Annotated in this window: 17 protein-coding genes; 7 read left to right on the plus strand and 10 right to left on the minus strand. The window is 72.6% G+C overall.

Translation table 11 applies throughout. From position 1 onward, the window contains the following. Positions 1–480 precede the first annotated feature (480 nt). Positions 481–1,089 (minus strand): DJ-1/PfpI family protein, encoded by a 609-nt coding sequence (locus QWJ13_RS30355; RefSeq protein WP_316528892.1) that lies wholly within the window; start codon positions 1,087–1,089, stop codon positions 481–483. 144 nt (positions 1,090–1,233) lie between these two features. Between QWJ13_RS30355 and QWJ13_RS30360 the strand changes: the two genes are divergently transcribed. Next, positions 1,234–1,587: a helix-turn-helix domain-containing protein gene (locus tag QWJ13_RS30360; protein WP_316528497.1), complete on the plus strand. Its 354-nt coding sequence runs from the start codon at positions 1,234–1,236 to the stop codon at positions 1,585–1,587. Positions 1,588–1,972: 385 nt separating this feature from the next. On the opposite strand, the gene QWJ13_RS30365 is transcribed toward QWJ13_RS30360, so the two are convergent. Further along, complete coding sequence (locus QWJ13_RS30365) at positions 1,973–2,248, minus strand: zinc-binding dehydrogenase (RefSeq protein ID WP_316528499.1); 276 nt, start codon at positions 2,246–2,248, stop codon at positions 1,973–1,975. A 137-nt stretch (positions 2,249–2,385) separates the two neighbouring features. On the opposite strand from QWJ13_RS30365, the gene QWJ13_RS30370 reads away from it, so the two are divergent. Continuing rightward, positions 2,386–3,354, plus strand: a complete 969-nt coding sequence (locus QWJ13_RS30370) for a phosphotransferase family protein (RefSeq protein ID WP_316528501.1) — start codon at positions 2,386–2,388, stop codon at positions 3,352–3,354. A gap of 449 nt (positions 3,355–3,803) precedes the next feature. After that, positions 3,804–5,315, plus strand: coding sequence for a glycoside hydrolase family 18 protein (locus QWJ13_RS30375; RefSeq protein ID WP_316528503.1), 1,512 nt, complete (start codon positions 3,804–3,806; stop codon positions 5,313–5,315). Positions 5,316–5,657: 342 nt separating this feature from the next. On the opposite strand, the gene QWJ13_RS30380 is transcribed toward QWJ13_RS30375, so the two are convergent. Beyond that, positions 5,658–6,368, minus strand: coding sequence for a DUF6434 domain-containing protein (locus QWJ13_RS30380; protein WP_316528505.1), 711 nt, complete (start codon positions 6,366–6,368; stop codon positions 5,658–5,660). A gap of 92 nt (positions 6,369–6,460) precedes the next feature. On the opposite strand from QWJ13_RS30380, the gene QWJ13_RS30385 reads away from it, so the two are divergent. Beyond that, entirely contained in the window at positions 6,461–7,765 is a 1,305-nt protein-coding gene (locus QWJ13_RS30385; RefSeq protein ID WP_316528507.1) for a M64 family metallopeptidase, read from the plus strand. Positions 7,766–7,834: 69 nt separating this feature from the next. Here QWJ13_RS30385 and QWJ13_RS30390 read toward each other — a convergent pair whose 3' ends face one another. Next, a complete protein-coding gene (locus QWJ13_RS30390) occupies positions 7,835–10,201 on the minus strand; it encodes a DUF8508 domain-containing protein (protein WP_316528509.1) in 2,367 nt (788 codons plus the stop codon). Between the two features lie 358 nt (positions 10,202–10,559). After that, entirely contained in the window at positions 10,560–10,919 is a 360-nt protein-coding gene (locus tag QWJ13_RS30395) for a hypothetical protein (protein ID WP_316528511.1), read from the minus strand. Between the two features lie 383 nt (positions 10,920–11,302). Here QWJ13_RS30395 and QWJ13_RS30400 point away from each other — a divergent pair, with 383 nt between their 5' ends. Beyond that, complete coding sequence (locus QWJ13_RS30400) at positions 11,303–12,463, plus strand: Rieske 2Fe-2S domain-containing protein (RefSeq protein ID WP_316528513.1); 1,161 nt, start codon at positions 11,303–11,305, stop codon at positions 12,461–12,463. 87 nt (positions 12,464–12,550) lie between these two features. Further along, positions 12,551–12,985 (plus strand): SRPBCC family protein, encoded by a 435-nt coding sequence (locus QWJ13_RS30405; protein ID WP_316528516.1) that lies wholly within the window; start codon positions 12,551–12,553, stop codon positions 12,983–12,985. 152 nt (positions 12,986–13,137) lie between these two features. Here the strand turns inward: QWJ13_RS30405 and QWJ13_RS30410 are convergent, their stop codons facing one another. From QWJ13_RS30410 to QWJ13_RS30425, 4 genes are all read right to left on the minus strand, one after another. After that, entirely contained in the window at positions 13,138–14,022 is an 885-nt protein-coding gene (locus tag QWJ13_RS30410) for a hypothetical protein (protein ID WP_316528518.1), read from the minus strand. A gap of 138 nt (positions 14,023–14,160) precedes the next feature. Continuing rightward, positions 14,161–15,102 carry a TIGR01777 family oxidoreductase gene (locus QWJ13_RS30415; RefSeq protein WP_316528520.1) on the minus strand — a complete coding sequence of 314 codons (942 nt, stop codon included), beginning with the start codon at positions 15,100–15,102 and terminating at the stop codon, positions 14,161–14,163. Positions 15,103–15,664: 562 nt separating this feature from the next. Beyond that, the gene (locus QWJ13_RS30420) at positions 15,665–16,855 is read right to left on the minus strand and encodes a cytochrome P450 family protein (protein ID WP_316528522.1); all 1,191 of its coding nucleotides are present in this window, start codon (positions 16,853–16,855) and stop codon (positions 15,665–15,667) included. Positions 16,856–16,945: 90 nt separating this feature from the next. Next, complete coding sequence (locus QWJ13_RS30425; protein WP_316528523.1) at positions 16,946–17,824, minus strand: alpha/beta hydrolase; 879 nt, start codon at positions 17,822–17,824, stop codon at positions 16,946–16,948. A gap of 140 nt (positions 17,825–17,964) precedes the next feature. Here QWJ13_RS30425 and QWJ13_RS30430 point away from each other — a divergent pair, with 140 nt between their 5' ends. After that, positions 17,965–19,902, plus strand: coding sequence for an AfsR/SARP family transcriptional regulator (locus QWJ13_RS30430; RefSeq protein ID WP_316528526.1), 1,938 nt, complete (start codon positions 17,965–17,967; stop codon positions 19,900–19,902). A 27-nt stretch (positions 19,903–19,929) separates the two neighbouring features. On the opposite strand, the gene QWJ13_RS30435 is transcribed toward QWJ13_RS30430, so the two are convergent. Then, positions 19,930–20,280 (minus strand): hypothetical protein, encoded by a 351-nt coding sequence (locus tag QWJ13_RS30435; protein WP_316528528.1) that lies wholly within the window; start codon positions 20,278–20,280, stop codon positions 19,930–19,932. Between the last annotated feature and the right edge of the window lies 1 nt (position 20,281).

The following is a 20,281-nucleotide window of genomic DNA, read 5'->3' on the forward strand; positions in this document are numbered from 1 at the left end:
AACCACTACGACCCCACCCACATCCTCACCCCAGGCCAAACCATCCACACCCCCTAACCCCACCCACACACCCCCAACCCCCCAACCCCCCAACCCCCCAACCCACACAGGACCGGGAGCCCGGGGGCCGCGGGGCCCGGGGGGGGCCACGGGCCCCGGAGGCCGGGAGGCCAGGGGGGCCAGGGGGGCCAGGGGGGCGGGGGGGGCGGGGGGTCGGGAGGCCACGGAGCCGGGGGGCGCGGGGGCCCGGGGGCCGGGGGCCGGGGGCCGGGGCGCGCGGGCGCCTCAACGGGCCAAGCAAGCCAAGAGGACAGAGGCAACAGCGACACCCACAACAACAACCAACACGAGAACCACAAAACCCAACAACAGACGACAGGAAGCACCCATCAGCAACCCACGCAACACACCAACCTCACAACCAAACGAATCAACCCAACTGACCACCCAAACCCAGCCCGGCATCCCCCTTTCGAACTGTCAAGGCCGGGCGGGCTCGGCCGAACGGACGGCCCGCAGGGCGCGTTCGACGCTCTGGCGCTTCTCACCGACCGGGGCGACGTAGTCGACGACCTCACGGGCGGCGTCCTCGCCCAGGGTGCGGCAGATCACCCAGGTGGCGAGGTACTGGGAGGCCAGACAGCCACCGGCCGTGGCAATGTTCCCCTCCGCATGGAACGGCGCGTCCAGCACCGTGACACCGAGGGCTTCGACGAAGGGCCGACTCGTCACATCCGTACATGCGGGCATGCCCCGCAGCAGGCCAAGGTGCGCGAGCACCAGCGCCCCGGAGCACTGCGAGCCGATCAGCTGCCGCGCCGGGTCGAGCGTCACAGCGGCCAGTGCACGACCGTCGGCGACCACGTCACGGGTACGCACACCGCTACCGACCAGCACCACATCGGCCTCGGCCGTGAACTCCAACGGACGCTGCCCGGCCACCTCGACCCCGTTCATCGATGTCACCCGCGGCGTCGGCGTCGTGAGGAACGCCTCCAGACCCCCGGCACGGCAACGATTGATCAACGCGGAAGCGATGAAGCTGTCCAACTCGTTGAACCCGTCGAAGGTGACCACCGCTACCTGCATCACAACTCATCTCCCTCACCACCACGCCCAGATGGACCGCACCCAGCGTGCCACCCCTCACCGCACGCCGCACACCGGGCGGCTTCACCCACAGCAGAACGCCACCGCCTTCCCCCTTCGACACCGATACCCGACGCTGAACAGATGAGCACTCACACACCCGACGAAACCCGCCCTACCCCGCTACGCCCACAAGAAGCCTCCCCGCGAGGAAGGGAACCGCTGTGGCGCGACCTCATCGGCGACGTACTACGACACGAGCGACTCATCCAACAACGCACCTTGAAAGACGTCGCCCAAGCAGCCCGGATCTCCATGCCCTACCTGTCAGAAATCGAACGCGGCCGCAAAGAAGCTTCCTCCGAAATACTCGCCGCCACCGCTCAAGCCCTCGGACTCACCCTCACCGACCTCCTCTCCCATGCCCGAAACAACCTCACCCGCCATAGCCACACCACATCCACCACACACAACGAAAGCCTGTGCCTAGCCGCCTGAACAAACAACCCACCCGAACCGCCCGCGGGCCGCAGCACGCCACCACCTGTGGCGTGCGGTCAGGCAACCGTGAACCCGCAGCTGAGCACCCGGCCGTCCCCGACGGCGAGGACCCTGCCACCACCCAGATCAACGCACAGCGCGGCCATTTCGCGGCGGGTGTAGCGAGCAAGAACGATCGACCACCAGCCACCACTTCACCGGCCTACGCCAAGCAGGACCCTTCCCCCGGCACTACGTAGGCACTACCAAAATGAACACCCTCCGCACCGAAGAACTCGAACCACGCTTCTCCGGCCGCCAACGCAGCCACGGCCAACACGGCACCGGTCAAAGGCAGATGACGAGGGCACACCCCGCTCGCGACAAAGCCCCCAGGGTGGGATCATTCGCCGACGGTAAGAACGATCTTCCCAGCCTGGGCGCCGGCTTCGAGGTAACGGTGGGCCTCGACGACGGCATCAAGGCCCTCGAAGACACGGTCGACAACAGGGGTGAACGACCCGTCAGCCAGACCCGCCGCGACGAACGCGTGAGCCCGACGCAGGCGCTCATCATCGTGCGTGACGTCATGCATGCTGTAGAAGCGACTCGTGACAGGAGCGAAGGTGTCCTGACCGGGCAGCGGGGTTTCGCGCGGGTCGAGGCGGCCGTTAAACAATCAGGCACCCACCCGAAGCGATGGCCTGAGCGAGGGTCAGGACACCCGGCTCGGCGACGGGGTCGAAGACTGTACGCACCACACGGAAGTTGACAGCCCACCACGCGCTCACGGCCCGGGGCGTAGGCTTGGCGCTCGTGATCGACGACGGCGGGCCGTGGGGCCAGGGGTGGGACGGCACGCGGCGGTGGGTTCAGGGGCACCTCGCGCCCGGCGAGCGCATCGCGCGGGTGAGCGCGCTCAAGGGCGGGTGGACCTCGCGGATGCGTCGCCTGGACGTCGAATGTGCGGGCACCGGCCCGTACGCGCTGGTGCTGCGTTCGTTCGTCAAGCCGTTCTACCGCCGTCACGCACCCGCCCTGCTGGCTCGGGAGGCGGGCGTGCTGCGCCTGTTGGAGGACAGCACCGTGCCGGCGGCGCGCCTGGTCGGCGTCGACGGGGAAGGGGCGGCGTGCGAGCATCCATCGCTGGTGATGACGCACCTGCCCGGCGGTGTGCGCCTGGCCGAGGACGGCGAGGCCCCGGCGCGCGCCGCCTTGTTGGCCGCGCAGCTGGCCGCCGTGCACGCCCTCGAAGTCGGCGAGCGGGAGCGGCCGCGCACCTGGCAGGCGTGGACGGCGGCGGACCGGGTCGTGGTGCCCGAGGGGACGGGGCGGGCTCGGTTGTGGGCGCGGGCGGTGGAGGTGATCGACGCCGCGGCGCCCGCGTGGCAGGGATGCTTCCTGCACCGCGACTTCCACCCGGGAAACGTCCTGTTCACCGGCAGCGGCGGGCAGTTGGCGATCTCGGGGGTGGTGGACTGGGTGGAGACGTCCTGGGGCCCGGCCGACCTGGACGTCGCCCACTGCTCCACCGCGCTGGCGCTGCTGCACGGCCCCGAAGCCGGCCTGGCCTTCGCCGACCGCTACACGGCGGCGGGCGGACGCGCACTCGCGACGGGCCGCGACCACCTGTACTGGCGACTGCTGGACGCCCTCGCCTTCGCCCCCGACGCGCAGAAAGTGGCCGAACCCTGGCGTGAACTGGGCCGCGTCGACCTGACACCACCCGTCCTGGCCAAGCGCCTGGAGGACTACGTACAGGCCCTGTTCGACCGCTACGCCTGAACGGCCGACACCCCGGGAAGCAGGGACCTAGGAGTGCACGCCGCCACCCCGGCCCCGACGCTCCCAGCCGTCCGGGTCCGGCGGCGCGCGGCAACCCGCCGAGCCGGGTAGCGTCGTCTTCTGTGCGAGGACGAACGAGGCGGCCGGCCAGCGGCACAACGCCCTCAGCCTGACCGCCGCCGTTACCGCCATCGGACCGACTTCCGCCGACGGCCGCGACGAACGGGCGCGCTCGGCGGGCGCGGGACACCCCAGGCCGAACCAGGGTGGACCGGGTCTCCGAACCACATGGGTTCGTACTCGCACGACGGGCGGCGGTTCGAGCCGCCGACACCGGCATCCCCAGGGCGAACGGCCCGATCGGTGGCGCACGGCCACCGGACTCGCCGCCGCCACGGCAGCGGTCGAGGACATGCCGGAAACAGCAACGGAAACGAGGTCGACCAGGCATGGGATGGAAGAAGGACTACCCGGAATCCGAATGGCCGAAGTGGGTGCCGCGCGACGCCGGCCATCCGACGGGCGACAAGTGCACCTACGCCGGTGGCGCATGGCAGACGGCGTTCTGGGCGGACGGCAAGGTCAAGCCCGGCGTAGGGGACCCGAACAACAACGGCTGGGCGCTCGTCGACGAGATCTACGACGACCCGGACAACACGTCCAAGCTCCCGCCGTTCACGGGCGCGTCGAACGTGGTGGTGTACCTCCCGACGTGGCGGGGGGCGGAGTACCTCAAGAACACCGAGCAGTTCAAGTACATGACGCACGGTCTGATCAGCTTCATCACGGTCAGCGACAAGAAGGACGGCACCCTTGACGCCAAGTCCATCACGGCCGTGGAGGCGGCGCTGGCCGCCTTCGACAAGCCGGCGCGGGAGCGGGGCGTGAAACTGATGGTCGCGCTCGGCGGCGCCAACGACCTCGCGTTCAACGAGCTGATGGCGATCGGCGGCAACCACCCCGACGACAAGGCCTTCCTCAAGCTCGCGGAGGAGGTCGCGCACTTCTGCACCAGCAAGAAGTTCGACGGCGTCGACCTCGATCTCGAATGCTGGTGGGAGTTGGGCGCGAAGAAGGACCAGGGCGGGCGGTACAGCGACGACGAGGCCGGGCGGGCCGCCGCGAAGGCTGCCAAGCCGCCGGGCAAGGTCGGTCCGGACCCGGCCGGCAAGGGCCTGGCGGAGTTCGCGAAGAAGCTCCGCGAACTGCTCGGCAAGGACAAGGTGCTGTCGGCGGCGGTGACGGCGACGTCGTGGTACGGCAGCGACTACGACGGCGCGGGTCTGGCCAAGCACCTCGACTGGATCGGGCTCATGTCCTACGACTACACCGGGTCCTGGAACGCTTCCCCCGTGGGACCGCACACGCTCGCCCATCGGTGCCCGCACGACAAGCTGGAGGAGCGGTACGGGGCCGAGCAGCAACTCGACTGGCCGCTCTTCAAGGACGGAACCCAGAAGGGCAAGCCCGCGGACAATCCGGTCTGGAGCGTCGAGGACTCCCTCTGGTACTGGACGTTCAACGCGTTCGCCAACTGGCAGGGCACGGGACAGAAGGCGCCTCGGGCGAAGTTCGGTGTCGGGGTGCCCATCTACGGCTACGACTTCTCCTACGAGAAGGACAAGGACCCGGTGACGGGAGACAAGCCTCCGGGCTACAAGGTCGTCCGCTGGTCCGAGATCCTGAAGGACTTCCCGGACGCCGCGTCGAAGAACCCGCCCAACATCAAGGTGGAGGGGGCGACGGCGCGTCCGCCGTTCCTCAAGGCCGTTCCGGGCGATTACAAGTACCAGCACAACATCTGGTACGAGACCCCGGCCACGGCGACGGACAAGATCGAGTTCACCCGGAAGCTCGGGCTCTCCACCGTCATCGTGTGGGAGGGGTCGAACGACGTCTGGGACGATCATTCGATCCTGAAGGCGGTGTACAAGGCATCGGGGAACCCGCCGAAGAAGTAGACCGGCACGCGTGGTGCCGGCGGCCGTGGTCCGTCCCGTACGGATCACGGCCGCCGGCGCGCACTCCACCAAGGCCGACGGCGTTTCAGTGTCAGTGCCCGCGAGCACAATGAAGTACCGCCGCCACGCGCAGTGGTGCGAACCCGGCTGATCCGCCTCCCGCGAACTCGTCGGTCTCCGGCACCCGGGGGCTGTTCAGCCACCGTCCACGATGCGTCTCGTGCGGCACGTCACGGGGGGAGCGTTCAGGTGAGTTTCATGGGCTTCTTCATCGTCTTCGGCATCGTCATCATCGGCGCCACGATCGTCGGCGCGCTGCGCCGAGGCGGCTCGGGCGGGAACTCACGCTCGTCCGGCGACAGCAGTGACAGCGGCGGAGGCTGGAACGGAAGCGACGGCGGCGGGGGGCACAGCGGCTGCGGGGGCAGTTGCGGCAGCGGGTGCGGTGGGGGCTGCGGCGGCTGAATCGCGCTCGTCGGCGTGGGGCTTGGGAAGGGTGCGGTGGGCGTGCCAGGCTTCGCGGGCCTGGGCGCGGGTGCCGGCCGGGTTCTGCCGGTGCCAGGCGCTGGTGAAGCGGTTGAACTCGAACTGCTCCCCGATCTCGCGAGCTCCGGCCGCTTCCACCCGGGTGGCGTGCCAGTGGGCGACGGCGTCGGCCAGCGTCCGACCGGCGCCGCGGGCGATGAAGTCGCGCAGATGGGCGTCGAAGTGGAAGCCGGGGCCGATCGCCTCGACGAAGTACGCCCGCAGGACCTGGCTGCACCGCTGGCCCGGCGGGATCACCGTGTCGCCGTCGACGGGTGCGGCCAGCTGCGCGGTCGCCGCGCGACGGCGGGTGGGGGCGGGAGGCAGCGGCAGGCCGTCCAGCGCCGCGGCGAGCCGGGCGGTGAGCGCCGTCTTGCCGCCGTGCCGGGCGACGCCCATCGTTCGGGCGAGGCCGGTCAGTTCGTCCAGCGTCCAGTACCAGCGCAGCAGTTCGGAGCCGGTGAGGTCGGCCGTCAGCGGAGGCCTCGACTCGCTGGCTGAAGAGCTGGTGCGCCGGTTTTCGATCATGGTGACCATTCTGCCAGGCGCGACACTCGGGGTTGTCAGGTCCCCGCCATGGGAAGGGGCAGGCCACACACCGCTCCCCCAGGAGGACGCCCGTGCACCGCACCGCCGCCAGGACCGCCACCGCCCTGCTCGCCGCGATACTCGCCGGGACGGCGCTCGGGGCCGCGCCCGCCTGGGGTGGACCGGCGGGCACCGGCACCACCCACCCGGTGGAGGTGTTCGCCGAGGACGGCAGCATCTCCCGCGCCCAGGCACCCGCCGCCTCGCCGTACCTCGCCGCCCGGCCCCAGGGCCTCGCACCGGTGCGGGGCGACGGTGAGGTCACCCCGCTGGTGCACAACGGGGACCCGGCCGCCAAGCTGGACGTGGTGGTGATCGGCGACGGCTACACCGCGCAGGAGCAGGAGAAGTTCCGCACGGACGCGACCGCGAAGTGGAACGAGCTGAGCGCCGTCGAGCCGTACGCCACCTACCGCGGACTGTTCAACGTCTGGGCGGTGTCCGCCGTTTCGCCGGAGTCGGGGGTGACCGGGGATCCGGACCGGGCCACCGTGCGGCACACCGCGCTCGGCTCGTACTTCTGGTGCGGCGACATCGAGCGGCTGCTCTGCGTGGACGAGAAGGCCGTCGAGTCGTATGCGGCGAAGGCCCCGCAGGCGGACCTGGTGCTCGTGGTGGCCAACAGCGCGAAGTACGGCGGCGCCGGCTACAACGACTCCACCTCCCCGGTCGGCTACGAGGGGATCGCCACCGTGGCGGGCGGCAACGCCAAGTCCGGGCAGATCGCGGTGCACGAGACCGGGCACTCGCTGGGCAAGATCGCCGACGAGTACGCGTACGAAGGCCAGGGGACGTACCAGGGCGAGGAACCGATCGAGGCCAACCTCAGCACCCTGACCGCCGACACGATGCGTCGGCAGGGCACCAAGTGGTCGCGCTGGCTGGGCCAGGCCTCGCCGGACGGAGGCACCGTCGGCGCCTACGAGGGCGGCGGCTACTACCCCACCGGGCTCTACCGGCCGACCGAGAACTCGATCATGCGCTCGCTCGGACGGGAGTTCAACCTGCCCGGCCGCGAGGCGATGATCGCGGGCTTCTACCGGCACGCGACGCCGCTCACCAGCCCGACGGCCGACGGCAGTCGGCTCACCGCCGCGGACCGCCTGAGCGTCGACCTGCCGGTGCCCGGCACCCGGCTGCGCTGGTACCTGGACGGCCGGGAGCTGCCCCGGCTGGACGGCCGCACCGCGCTGGACCTCGCCGAGCTCAAGCTGACCGGGCCGCGTTCCCGGCCGCACCTGCTCACCGCCGTCGCCACCGACCCGACCCCGGCCGTCGCGGACCCGGCGCTGCGCGCGAAGCTGACGGCCCGCCTGTCCTGGCTGGTGACGCGCTAGCCGAAGACGGGTGCCGGTCCCCCTGCCCGCCCGCGGCGGGGAGACCGGCACCGTCGTCCGGAAGGCCCGCTACGGCAGCGGGATCCGCACCACCTGCGGGTCGTGGTCGCTGAGCTGCGTGCTGAACTCGCTGTTGATGTGCACGATGTCGTAGCTGTACGACGTGGCCGCCGGCGCGCCGGAGATCAGGATGTGGTCCAGCACCTGCGAGTTGCCCTCGTACACGTAGGTGTAGCGCTCGGGCAGCGGCAGGGTGCGCGGCAGGTCCACGAGCGAGCCGCCCGCGGTGAGGATGTCGGCGGTCTGGGAGAACTCGAAGTCGTTGAGGTCGCCGAGCACGATGACCGAGGCGTTCGGGTCCACGGCCAGGATCTGGTCGGTGAAGTTCTTCACCACGGTCGCCTGGACGTGCCGCTGGCTCTCCGAGGGGTGGGCCGGCTGCTGGTAGCGGCCGAAGAGGGGCTGGTCGCCGCCTTTGGAGTTGAAGTGGTTGGCGATCACGAAGACCGGCTTGCCGTTCCAGCGGAACTCACCGGCCAGCGGCTTGCGGCTGGAGTTGAACGCCGCGTTGGTCGGGTCGATCCGCCCCGGGGAGTAGGCCAGCTGCGGGGTGCCGCCTGCGTTCACCACGGAGTCGGCGGTGGTGGATCCGGCGCCCGGCCGGTCGGTGAAGGACAGCCCGCGGTCGGTGCGGAACAGGAACACCTGGCGAATGTTGCCGCCGGGCTGCCCGCCGTCCTGGCCGTCCACCGGGTCGATCTCGCGGTAGGAGTAGGCGGGGCCGCCGGCCGCGGTGATGGCCGCGGTCAGCTTGGCCAGGGTCTGGGTCGCGCTCACCGTGCCGTCGTTGGTGGCGCCGCTGTTGTCCTGGATCTCCTCCAGGGCGACCAGGTCGGGCGAGCGCAGGTTGGTGACGATGCCCGCCGCGAGGCCGTCGAACTTGCTCTGCGGGTCGGACGGGGCGAGGTTCTCCACGTTGAAGGTGGCCGCGGCGAGCTGGCCGGCCGTCGGCGCGGCGGTGACCTCGGGGGTGGTGGTGCCTGGGGTGACCGTCGGGGTCGCGGTGACCTGGAGGGTGAAGTTGCCGAAGGCGTAGTCGAGCACGCCGACGGTGGCGCCGGTCAGGGTGTCGCCGACGTTGGCGGTCGGGGTGGGCGCGAGCGCCTTGCCGAGGACGACCCGCTCCGGGTTGCCGTCGTTCGGCTGGAGCAGGATGCCGCCCCGATTGGTGCGGGTGCCGCTGCCCTGCGGGACGACGGGGACCTCGCCGTACGAGTTGCTCGGCCCGACCACGGCCGCGTTGTCGATCTCGACCCGCATGCCCTCCAGGGACTCCCAGAAGTCCAGGCCGTCGGTGGCGGGCTGGTAGTTCCCGGCGGTCTCGACGTCGCCGGAGGTGACGCTGGAGATGACCGCGGACGGGGGTATCCGTCCGCCCGGGCCGACCACGGTGGCGGCGGGCAGCGGCACGTTGTGGGCGACCACCGTGACGGTGGGACCGGTCAGTTCGGTGATCGACAGGTTGTTGGTGCCGCCGGTGCCGCCCGGGCGGTACTGGCTGACGGTGGCGCTGACCATGACCGAGTCGCCGACCGCGACCGAGGGCGCGCCGGCCGTGTAGACGTAGATGCCCTCGCTGGTGCCGGGGTCGCCGTCGGGCTGCGGATCCTGGTACCAGAAGCCGTTGGGGCCGACGGCCGTCACCACGCCGGGCACCGCGCTGACGGCGCTGCCGGCCAGCGGGGAGACCCGGGCGGCACCCTGGATGTCGTGGATGCGGGTGCCGCCGGGGTTCGGGGTGCCCCCGCCGGTGGAGGAGGAGTTACGCGGCGTGGGCGCGCCGATCGCGAAGTCCGCCGCGTTGTTGTCGGTGTCGGTGGCGCCGCCGCCGGCGCGCAGGGCGGCGGTGCTGTTCGACAGGTTGCCGGTCGGCGAGCCCTCGGCGGAGCCGGCGCCGCTGCCGTAGCCGACGAGGTCCTTCACCCCGGGCTGGGTCGCGCAGCCCGAACCACAGGTCAGCGCCGTGCCGTTGGTGACGAGGGCGACCTTGCCGGAGGTCGCGGACATGGCGATGCTGCCGGTGGCGTCCGCCGTCGGCAGCGCGGCGCCCGTCCCGCTGCCCGCGGCCTCCTGGACGAGGAAGTAGTGGCCGGGGGCGATCGTGCCGGAGAGGGCGGTCTTCGACCAGCTGGAGCCGGTGGCCGAGGCGTACTGCACCGTCCAGCCGGTGACGGACACCGGCGCCGTGCCGCGGTTGTACAGCTCGACGAAGTCATTGGCGTACGGGGCACCGGAGTTGCCACCACCGCCGTACACCTGGCTGATCACGATGTCGGGCGACGCCGCCTGCGCCACGCCGCCGGGCAGCGCCACCAGCGCCGCCACCACGGCCGCGGCGGAGGCCGCCGCCGGCGTTCGGCGCCGAACCCGCCGCATTCTCGGGGCATTCGGGGTCGTCCGGGGAATCGGGGTGCTCCACATGAGGCTCGCTCCTGACCGCCGCCCGGGCTCGCGGCCCGGCGGTGTGACCACGGATGGGAAAGGTTGGGCGCTGCGGTTGTAGCAGCGCCACCAGATCCCTACCGCCCGCGCCGGGCAACGACCAGACGTACAGCGGAAGAACGTTTCTACGCGCGCCAAGTGGGAGGTGATGCTCCGGATGTCCGGGCGCGCCCTTCGGAGTGAGGACGATCCCAACACCCCTTTCCGGCAAGGATGATGGACGGCAGCGGGCCCGGATCCCGCGGCGCCCCGCGCCGCCGGACCCGGGCCCGCCGATCTCGCCCCGCCGGCCTCAGTCCGGACGGTGACGCGCCGGTGCGGCCTGGGGCGGGCGCCGGCGCAGTGGTGCCAGTTCGCGCTCCAGGGTCCGTACGTCCAGCGCTATCCGGGACGCGATCTCGCGCGGACCGGTGCCAACGGGCAGTCGGCGCGACCAGGAGCGCGGCTTGGCCGGACCGTCCTGGACCATGTGGAAGTCGAGTCGCAGCACGTCGGCGACCTCGACCAGGTTCACCAGGATCCTGGTGTCCGCGAGGTCGATGCTGACTTCGTTCCCGATGCACGAGCAGGCCACCAGGCCCTCGATGGCCTCCTCCGCCAGGTATCTGGCCAGGGGTACCGCCTTCCCCCGGACGAGAAACGGACGTTCCACCGGAGTCACCGGAACCGCCTCCTCCCCAGCAGCCGTACGACGCCTCGGCCGCGGCGCGGGCGCACCGCAACAGACCGGGGGCCCGGCCTATGCTCCACCACATCCACGCGGATCGCCAACTCGGCGTCTCACCAACTGAATTGGGCGAGTTCACCGACCCGGCGCACCGGCGCACGGCCCGGCGCGGCGACCCCACGCCGAGACCCCCATGATCGGCCGTCACACAGAGATTCCACTGATCTAACACATCATCAGACTTATTAGGAGTCAGGTGGATTGTCCGTGCACCCACTCGTCATCCGTGGATAGCATCTGAATTCCATTCTGTTCGAGCGCTAATCGCCTGGGAGGGGCGGCGCCGGGCAGACCGACAGGAGAAACTCATGCGCGTGTCCGAACACGTCCACCCCGTCAGCAGCCGCCCGACCGCGGCCGACGTCGCCCTGCCACCCGCGCTGCCCTATCCCGACGGCTGGTCCGCACTCGCATTCTCCGCCGAGCTCCCGCCCGGCACCGTCCTCACCCGCCAACTCGCGGGCGAGGACGTGGTGCTGTACCGGCCGCGCAACGGCCGTCTGCGCGCGATCCGCCCGTACTGCCCCCACCTGGGCGCCCACCTCGGCCTGGCCTCGGTCGAGGGCAACGACCTGGTCTGCCCCTTCCACCGGTTCGCCTTCGACACCGACGGCCGCTGCGTGCGCACCGGGTACGGCACCCCGCCGCCCAAGGCGGCGCTGACGCAGCTGCCGGTACGCGAGGTGAACGAGACGGTCTTCGTCTGGCGCCACCACGCCGGCCGGGAGCCGTACTGGGAGATCCCCGTCTGGCACCGGCTCGGCGGCCGGCCCCTGCGGTACACCTCCTTCGAAATGCCCGGCTACGCCCAGGACGTCATGGAGAACTCCTTCGATCTGGGCCATTTCGTCACCCTGCACGGCTGGCCCCAGGGCGAGTTGGCGCGCCCGGTGGAATTCGACGGCACCGGCTTCCACATCTCGATGCGGGTCCTGGAGACCTTCCCGCTGCTCGGGACGCGCCAGGTCGACGTCGAGGTCGACGGGTACGGCCTCACCGCCCTGCACACCGATGTGCGCACCCCTTCCCTCGGCCTGGAGATGTGCTCGCTGGTGATGGCCACCCAGGTCGCCCCCGGCCGGATGCAGCTGCGGCAGGCGAGCCGTTTCGTGATGAACGAGCCTGACAGCCTGCCGCCGGTCATCGCCCGGGCGCTCAGCCGGGCGATGACCAGGCTGCTGGCCGCCCCGATGTTCAAGTACAGCCTGGAGTTCACCTCGGCCGACTTCCCGATCTGGTCCACCAAGCGGTACGTGTCGCCGCCCCGGCTCGCCGCGGGCGACGGGCCGATCGGCGCGATGCGGCACTGGGCCCGGCAGTTCTACCCGCCGGACCAGCACGCGCACCTGCCGGAGGCGGCGCCGCCCGCCGACGGGAACTGCCAAGGCTCGCCCGGGGGCGAAGCCGCCCCGAACGGCACCCGGCCGGAGGACCCCGACAAGACGCCCAGCGGAGCGGCCCAAGGCTGAGCCGGCCCTTCGGAGCCGCCCACGGGCGCCGGCCCGGCTGCCCGGGCCACACCCCTGGCAGCCGATCTGTCGCTAGGCTGACGGGCTGTGGCCCGCTTCTTCCTGATCCGCCGTACGCCGCTGCCGCCCACCGAGTGCTGGGAGCGACTGACGGCCTGGCCCCGGCACGGGGACCGGGTGCCGTTCACCCGGGTCTCCTTCGTCCGGGGCACCGGCCGGGAGGTCGGCGACGTCGTGCTTGCCCGCACGGTCCTCGGGCCGCTGCGCTTCGACGACCCGATGGAGATCACCGAGCTGGTCGCCCCCGGGCCCGAGCGGGACGGCCGGTGCCGACTGGTCAAGCGCGGCCGTCCGGTGCGCGGCTGGGCCGAGCTGCGGGTCCGGGCGGTGGGCGGCGGCAGTGCGGCGGTCTGGACGGAGGAACTGACCGTCGCCGGTCTGCCTGGGCCGTTCGATCCCGTCCTCTCCCGGGCGGGGCGCCTGGTCTTCGGCCGGGTGCTGGACCACCTGTTGGGGGCGTAGCGGCGAGGGGCGGGCCGGTCGCGCGGCCGGCCCGCCCCGTCGATCGCGAGGCTGTGGCGGCGTCAGCGGGTGATGATGTCGAGGCTAGCGATCACCCGGGCACTCGGCTGACAGAGCCCGTCGCGCTCCGGCCGCCATAGCCTCGGCGGGCGTCAGCGCCCCCGGTGGCCCGGCCGCCGGGCGGCGCGGGCCCGGTGCCAGGCCAGGTACTGCTGGCGGACATACCGCCGCGCGGCGTCGCCGTCGGCGGCGGTGACGCCGTCGTGCTCGGTCAGCCGACCGGCCGAGAAGCGCACCCGCCCCGCCTGCGCGAGGCCGAGGTCGCCGTCGGCCAGGGCGGTCCGGTCGTCGAGTGCGGCGCTGCGCAGCAGGTACTCGCGCCGCTTGCGGGGCGGGCTCGTGGCGGTGTCCCGGCAGGTCGCCAGGTAGCCGCCCTCCTCCTCGACGCCCGGGGCGTCGGCGTATGCCTCCGCCGCCGTGGGCACCGGACCGACCGGCACGCCGCGCACCGGCGGGGGCGGCAGCCGCGGCAGCCCGTGGGCGTTGAGCACGGCGTTGGCGAACTCCGGTTGGTCCACGGGCAGTCGGTGCCGACCGAACAGGGCGAACAGCTCGGCCAGGGCGGGCGGTTCGACGCCGCGCGGCCGGTCATCGTCGGTGACGTCGATCCGGCCGAGCGACGGGCCCCAGTACCGGCCCGGCGGGTCCGTGAGGCGCAGCCGGAGGACGGCCTGGTGGGCGCTGGTCTCGATCTCCTCGTGGAACTCCACGGCCAGGCCGCGGATCTCCGACCAGGCGTAGCGGCGCGGGACCAGCAGCCGGACCACGGTGAGGCCGTCCTCGTCCTCGCGCAGCCAGAAGGTGTACGGCAGCCCGACGGCCACTCCGGCCGCGATCAGCACGCCGATCAGGGTGGCCGCCCCCGGGCCGACGGCGCCGGATCCGCCCAACGTGATCGACGCCACCAGGGCCAGCGCGCAGCCGATCCCGATGTTGCTCCCCCACTGCCGCATGAACGCCAGCCGTACCGTCCGCATCCCGCCCCCTGATGCCCCGCGCGGGTGGCTCCACGCGTGTGGCTCCACGCTCCCGGGAGCGCCGGGGCCAAGCAAGCCTCGGCGTGGAGCTGTGACGGCCCCGTGACCAAGCTGCCGCACCGCGGGACGGGGGCGGGGCTACCGCCCCCGCAGCCGGCGGACGAGGTTGCGGGCGGCCTCCGACCAGCTCGGGTAGTCGAAGTCGAAGCCCGCGTCGAGCAGCCGGGTCGGCACGACGCGGCGGCTCTTCAACAGCAGCTCGGTGTCGGAGCGCAGCGCGAAGGCGCCCAGCTCGGCCATCCAGCGGGTGGCGGGCAGGGCCAGCGGCATGCCCCAGGCCGTCCGCAGCTCGCGCATGAACTCGCGTTGGGGCAGCGGGTTCGGGGCGGCGAGGTTGACCGGGCCGGCGAGGTCCTCGCGGGTGAGCAGGAACTCGACGGCGCGGGCGAAGTCCCGTTCGTGGATCCAGGAGACGTACTGGGCGCCGCCCGCGACCGGGCCTCCGGCGCCGAGCCGGGCCAGCCAGGAGAGCGCGTCGAGGGAGCCGCCGCGCTCGGGGCCGAGCACGGCGGCGGTGCGCAGGGCGACCCGGCGGGTGTGCGGGGTGTCGGCTTCCGCCTGGGTGCGCTCCCAGGCCTGCGCGACGTCGATGCTGTGCCGCCAGGCGGGTGGGGCGTCGGGTTCGCCGCCGCCGATCAGGCCGTCCCGTTCGTCGTTGGGGGCGTCGTGGCGGTGGGCGTAGACGGTGGCGGTGCTCATCTGGAGCCAGTGGGCGGGCGGCCTCCGGGCGGCCGCGATGGCCTCGCCGACGACCCGGGTGGAGTGCACCCGGGAGTCCATCATCTCCTGCCGGTTGGCCTCCGTGTAGCGGCAGTTGACGCTGCGGCCGGCGAGGTTGAGCACGACGTCGGCGCCGTCGACCTCCGCCGCCCAGGCTCCGAGGGTCCGTCCGTCCCAGCCGACCTGCCGGGGGCCGGCGGGCCTGCGGGTCAGGACGACGACCTGGTGTCCGGCGGCGGTCAGGCTCCGGTCGAGCAGGGTTCCGAGCTCCCCCGATCCGCCGGGAATGACGACCTTCATGGGCTCCCCCTTGTGCCTCGGCTGCGCGAGCCAGCCTAGCCCATGCTTCTGAACACGTTCAATTATGCTGCGTTCACGCACGTGAAGCAGTGTGCCCGGCAGACTCGGGCACCTGCGCCCGGCCGTCGCGCTCGCCGAGCCGGAAGGCGACCACCTGGTTGCCGATCCCCCGGCGTGTCAGCTCCCGGCGCCGGCCGAGGGTGAAGGCCTCCGTCCCGCCGCTGCCCGGCAGTAGCGGCAGCGGCGGAGTCCAGACTGACGCTCCCGGATTCCCCGGATGGCTGCGTTCGCCGCCGCGGCGGGGGCGGTTGGCGGACAGCAGGATCGTGGGGCAGAGGGGGGCGGGCGGAGCAGGCGCTCAGGAGGTTCCCTAACACGTTCGGGCCGCCCTTGGCGCGGTCGATGATGTGACAGCGGTCCTGAGTGGGGAACCGGCAGCCTTGGAACGGACAGGCGAAGCCGACGTCGAGATCGAGGTCGCACTTGAGGCGCTCGGGAATCTCCGGACGGCCACGCATGCCCCCGTCCCGCCAGCCGGGTTCGTGATCGATCACCGGGGCCATCATGTCGCGTCGTCGAACCGCACCGGCAGGCTTGCCAGCCCCCTCAGCATGGTGCTCGGCCGCCGGACGAGGTCTGCCGGGTCGACGTCGAGGGCGAGATGGGGGCGGCGCTCGATCAGGGTCCGCAGGGCGACGGCGGCTTCCACCCGGGCGAGGGGGGCACCGAGACAGTGGTGGATGCCGTGGCCGAAGGCCAGGTGGCCGGCGGGCTTGCGACGGATGTCGAACCGGTCCGGGTCGGGGAAGTGCAGCGGGTCGCGGGAGGCCGCGGCCAGGGAGACGAGGACGCTGTCGCCGGCCGGGACGGTGGTGTCGCCGATCCGGACCGGTTCGGTGGCGAAGCGGAAGGCCGCGGCCTCCACCGGGCCGTCGTGGCGCAGGGTCTCCTCGATCGCGCCGTCGACGAGGCCCGGATCACAGCGCAGGGCGGCGAGCTGCTCGGGGTGGGAGAGCAGGGACAGCACCGTCCCCGAGATGAGGTTGACGGTGGTCTCGTGCCCCGCGACGAGGAGGAGGAAGGCCATCCCGAGCAGTTCCTCGGCGGAGAGCCCGTCGGCGGCCGGGGCGACGAGCGCGCTGAGCAGGTCTTCGCGCGGGTCGGCCCGGCGCTCCTCGATGAGGGCCGTGAGGCGAGCGGTCATGGCGCCGGCCGCCTCGCCGACAGCCTGCGGCGAGCTGGGCGCGACCAGTTCGGTGGACCAGGCGCGGAATCCGGCGCGATCCGCCGCCGGTACGCCGAGCAGTTCGCAGATGACGGTCATCGGCAGTGGCAGTGCGTAGGAGGCGACGAGGTCCGCGGAACCCGCGGCGGGCAGGGCGTCGATCAGGGTGTCGGCGATCTCCTGGACGCGGGTGCGCAGCGCCCGGATCCGGCCGGCCGTGAACTCGGCGGCGACCAGTGCGCGCAGCCGGGTGTGCTGGGGCGGGTCGCTCTGGAGCATGTTGACCCCGAGGGCGTGGCCGCCGTCGTCGGTCCATGTGGAGGAGTGCCGGATGTCGTTGCTCAGCCGGGGATCGGTGAGTGCGGCGCGGGCCTCCTCGCGGGCGACGACGAGCCATGCTTCACCGGATCCCGGCACGAGAATCCGGTGGACCGGCCCCTTCTCGCGCAGTGCCGCGTAGGCGGGGTAGGGGTCGACGGTGACGTCGAGTCCGGTGGGAGACAGTTCCTGGAGCGTCGGAGCCGGCATGGATACCTCCTGGAAAACGGGGAGTCCTCCCCGATTGACTGACCCTGACCTTACCAAACCGGGGACGATCCCCCATTTCCAGGTGATCGCTCACCGGGCCAGCAGGCTCCGGATCGCCGCCGCGATCTCCTCGGGCGCCTCCTCGGCCATGAAGTGCCCCGCCCGGGTCAGCCGGTGGTCGAGGTCCGGCGCCCACGCCCGCCACACCGCGGCGGCGTCGTAGCCCAGTTGCGCGCCCCAGTCCTGCTGGACGACCGTCACGGGCATCGCCAGCTGCGACCCGGCGTCCAGATCCGCCTGGTCGTGCGCGACGTCGATGCCGGCCGACGCCCGGTAGTCCGCGACGATCGACGGCACCGCCGCGGCACTCGCCCGCAGGTACTCGGCCCGCACGTCCTCCGGCAGGGCGGCCGGATCCCCGGCCCAGGCGTCGAGGAACGAGCCGAAGAAGGCGTCCGCGCTGTTGGCGATCATCGTCTCCGGCAGGCCCGGCGGCTGCGCCATCAGGAAGAGGTGGTAGCCGACCGCCGCCGGCACGCCCCGCAGGACGTCCCACATGTCGAGCGTCGGCACGACGTCGAGGATGCCCAGGTGCGTGACGGTCTCGGGGTGGTCCAGCCCCGCCCGGAACGCGACCAGCGCACCCCGGTCGTGGCCGACCAGGGCGAAGCGCTCGTGCCCGAGCGCCGCCGACAGGGCCACGACGTCGGCGGCCATGGTGCGCTTGGCGTAAACCGCCGGGTCGGTGCCCGCCGGCTTGTCGCTGGCGCCGTAGCCGCGCAGGTCCGGACAGATCACCGTGTGCTCACCGGCGAGCCGCTCGGCGACGTGCCGCCACATCAGGTGGGTCTGGGGAAAACCGTGCAGCAGCACGACCGGGCTGCCGCTGCCGCCGACGGCGGCGGCCAGCTCCACACCGTCCGCACCGGGCAGGCGTACAAGGTCGAAGCCGGGAACAGTGAGCGTCATGGGAAGACCGTCCTCTCGTGTCGGGGGGTGACCCGGCCGGCGCGGACCGGTCGGGGGTGACCGGGCCAGCCTGGACGACGTCGATCAGCAACCGATCAGTACGGTTGGGCGCGGTCGGCTCCGGCACGGAGGATGGGGGCATGCGAATCGACGTGCTGGGTGCCGTGCGGGCCCTCCGCGACGACGGGAGCCCCGTCGACCTGGGCGGGCCCCGCCATCGGGAGGTGCTCGCCCGGCTCGTCGCCGCCGAGGGACGGATGGTCACCACCGACACCCTGGTCGACGACCTGTGGACCGACCCCCCGGCCCGCGCCGTGGGCGCCCTGCGCACGTTCGTCGCCGCGCTGCGCCGCGCCCTCGAACCCGACCGGCCGCCCCGCACCCCACCGCGCGTGCTCGTCACCGAAGGCCCCGGCTACGCGCTGCGCCTGCCGCGCGAGGACGTGGACGTCCACCGGTTCCAGGACGCCCTGGTCCGCGCCCGGCGCGACCCCGACGCCGTACCCGACCTCGACGCGGCACTCGCGGCCTGGCGCGGGCCCGCCTACGCCGACGTGACCGACGCCGCATGGGCGCGGCGCGAGCGGACCCGGCTGGAGGAATGGCGGCTGGAGGCGGTCGAGCTGCGAGCCCGCGCCGTCCTCGACTCCGGGGAAGGAGCCGGCCTCGTCGCCGAACTGGGTGCCCACGTCGCCGAACACCCCTGGCGAGAGCCGGCCTGGGGGCTGCTCGCCCGCGCGCTGCACCAAGCGGGCCGCCGGGCCGACGCGCTGGCCGCCCTGCGCCGCGCCCGTGCGATGCTCGTGGACCGGCTCGGACTGGACCCCGGCCCCGAACTCCGGCGCCTGGAGGCGGACTTCCTCCGCGAGTCGGCTCCCTCGGAAGGCGCCGGCACCGTGTGGAACGGCCCCGGTGTACGGCTCGGCCCACGCACCACCGTGGACCTGGCCCGCACCCTCGCACTGGCGGGTGGCGACGCCCTCGTCCGCTCGCGGCGCGACCGCCTCGCCGCGATCCGGGCCGCACAGCGCACGGGAGACCTCCGGTTGACCGCCCGGATCATCGGCGCCTACGACGTGCCCGCCCTCTGGAGCCGAGCCGACGACCCCGGACAGTCCCGCGCCGTCGTCGCGGCCGCCGAGCACACCCTCACCGCACTGGGCCCCGACGGCCCCGCCGACCTGCGCGCCCGCCTCCTGGCCACGATCGCCGTCGAGAGCCGCGGCGCCGACCTCTCCGGGACGGAACGGGAACGCGCGCTGCGAGCGGCCCGGCAGGCCGAGGCACTGGCGCGGGACCTGGCCGATCCCGCCGTGCTGGCGTTCGCCCTCAACGGGGTGTTCCTGCAGACCTTCACCCGCTGCGGGCTCGCCGCCGCACGGGACGGGATCGGCACCGAGATCCTCGACCTCGCCACCCGCCACGAGCTGCCGAACTTCGCCGTCCTCGGACGACTCGTCCGCCTGCAGAGCGCCTCCGCCCTCGGCGACCTCGACACCGCGGCCTCACACGCCGAAGCCGCCGAACGGCTCGCCGCCACCGCCGAGGCGCCCCTCGTCCCCGTCCTCACCGCATGGCTGCGGGCCCTGACCACGGCCACCCGCAGCACCGAACCCGGCGGACCGGGCGCCGCCGCGGCCGCGGAGCACTACCGCGCCGCCGAGGACGCCCTGCGCACGGCCGGCATGCCGGGGCTGCACCGCGGCCTGCTCGCGCTCGCCCTCCTGGGGCTGCGCCTGCTGCACGACCGGCCCGCGCCCACCGACCCGCGCCTGGACTGGGGCCCGTACCAGCCATGGGCGCACCCATTGGTGCTGCTCGCCCAGGACCGGGTCGAACAGGCCCGGGCCGCGCTCGCCGCGGTGCCCGAACCCCCGCGCGACCACATGCAGGAGGCCCTGTGGTGCCTGACCGCCCGCGCCGCCGTGCACCTGGGCGAGCGCACGGTCGCCGCGCGCGCCGAGGCCGCCCTGCGCGACGCCCCTACGGAACACGCCGGCGCCGCGAGCGGAATGCTGACCCTCGGCCCGGTGGCGCGGTACCTGGCGGAGGCACGGGCGTGTGCCGCGGCCGGGTGAGCGACAGCGACCGGCCACCCGGCCTGCTCAATCCCCCTGGGACCAGGCGGCGACCGGCAGGGACAGGTAGACGCCGAAGTCGACGAGCCCGGTCGCGGCACGGATGCCCGCGTGGAGCGAGTCCACGCGCTCCTGCCGGTTGGCCGCCCTCGCGGCGAACCACTTCGACCTGATCTCGATCACCACCGGCAGGCCGCCGCGGTCCAGCGGGCCCAGCGGCCGGAAGCGGATCTCGACGTCCCCCGGCCGCAGATCGCCGTCGTACGGCTCCTCGGGGCACTCGACGGCCAGGGACACCAAATGGGGCAGCACCGCGCCCAGTTCGCGCAGACAGGACTCGGGCACGGTGGACGCGTACGTCACCTCGACAAGTGGCATA

The organism is Kitasatospora brasiliensis (genome assembly GCF_032654805.1).
GTDB lineage: Bacteria > Actinomycetota > Actinomycetes > Streptomycetales > Streptomycetaceae > Kitasatospora > Kitasatospora brasiliensis.

Excerpts from the sequence above, each read along its gene's own strand:
- QWJ13_RS30355 (WP_316528892.1), bottom strand. The coding sequence starts at position 1,089 with ATGCAGGTAGCGGTGGTCACCTTCGACGGGTTCAACGAGTTGGACAGC.
- QWJ13_RS30360 (WP_316528497.1), top strand. The coding sequence starts at position 1,234 with ATGAGCACTCACACACCCGACGAAACCCGCCCTACCCCGCTACGCCCA.
- QWJ13_RS30375 (WP_316528503.1), top strand. The coding sequence starts at position 3,804 with ATGGGATGGAAGAAGGACTACCCGGAATCCGAATGGCCGAAGTGGGTG.
- QWJ13_RS30380 (WP_316528505.1), bottom strand. The coding sequence starts at position 6,368 with ATGATCGAAAACCGGCGCACCAGCTCTTCAGCCAGCGAGTCGAGGCCT.
- QWJ13_RS30390 (WP_316528509.1), bottom strand. The coding sequence starts at position 10,201 with ATGCGGCGGGTTCGGCGCCGAACGCCGGCGGCGGCCTCCGCCGCGGCC.
- QWJ13_RS30400 (WP_316528513.1), top strand. The coding sequence starts at position 11,303 with ATGCGCGTGTCCGAACACGTCCACCCCGTCAGCAGCCGCCCGACCGCG.
- QWJ13_RS30410 (WP_316528518.1), bottom strand. The coding sequence starts at position 14,022 with ATGCGGACGGTACGGCTGGCGTTCATGCGGCAGTGGGGGAGCAACATC.
- QWJ13_RS30415 (WP_316528520.1), bottom strand. The coding sequence starts at position 15,102 with ATGAAGGTCGTCATTCCCGGCGGATCGGGGGAGCTCGGAACCCTGCTC.
- QWJ13_RS30420 (WP_316528522.1), bottom strand. The coding sequence starts at position 16,855 with ATGCCGGCTCCGACGCTCCAGGAACTGTCTCCCACCGGACTCGACGTC.
- QWJ13_RS30425 (WP_316528523.1), bottom strand. The coding sequence starts at position 17,824 with ATGACGCTCACTGTTCCCGGCTTCGACCTTGTACGCCTGCCCGGTGCG.
- QWJ13_RS30430 (WP_316528526.1), top strand. The coding sequence starts at position 17,965 with ATGCGAATCGACGTGCTGGGTGCCGTGCGGGCCCTCCGCGACGACGGG.
- QWJ13_RS30435 (WP_316528528.1), bottom strand. The coding sequence starts at position 20,280 with ATGCCACTTGTCGAGGTGACGTACGCGTCCACCGTGCCCGAGTCCTGT.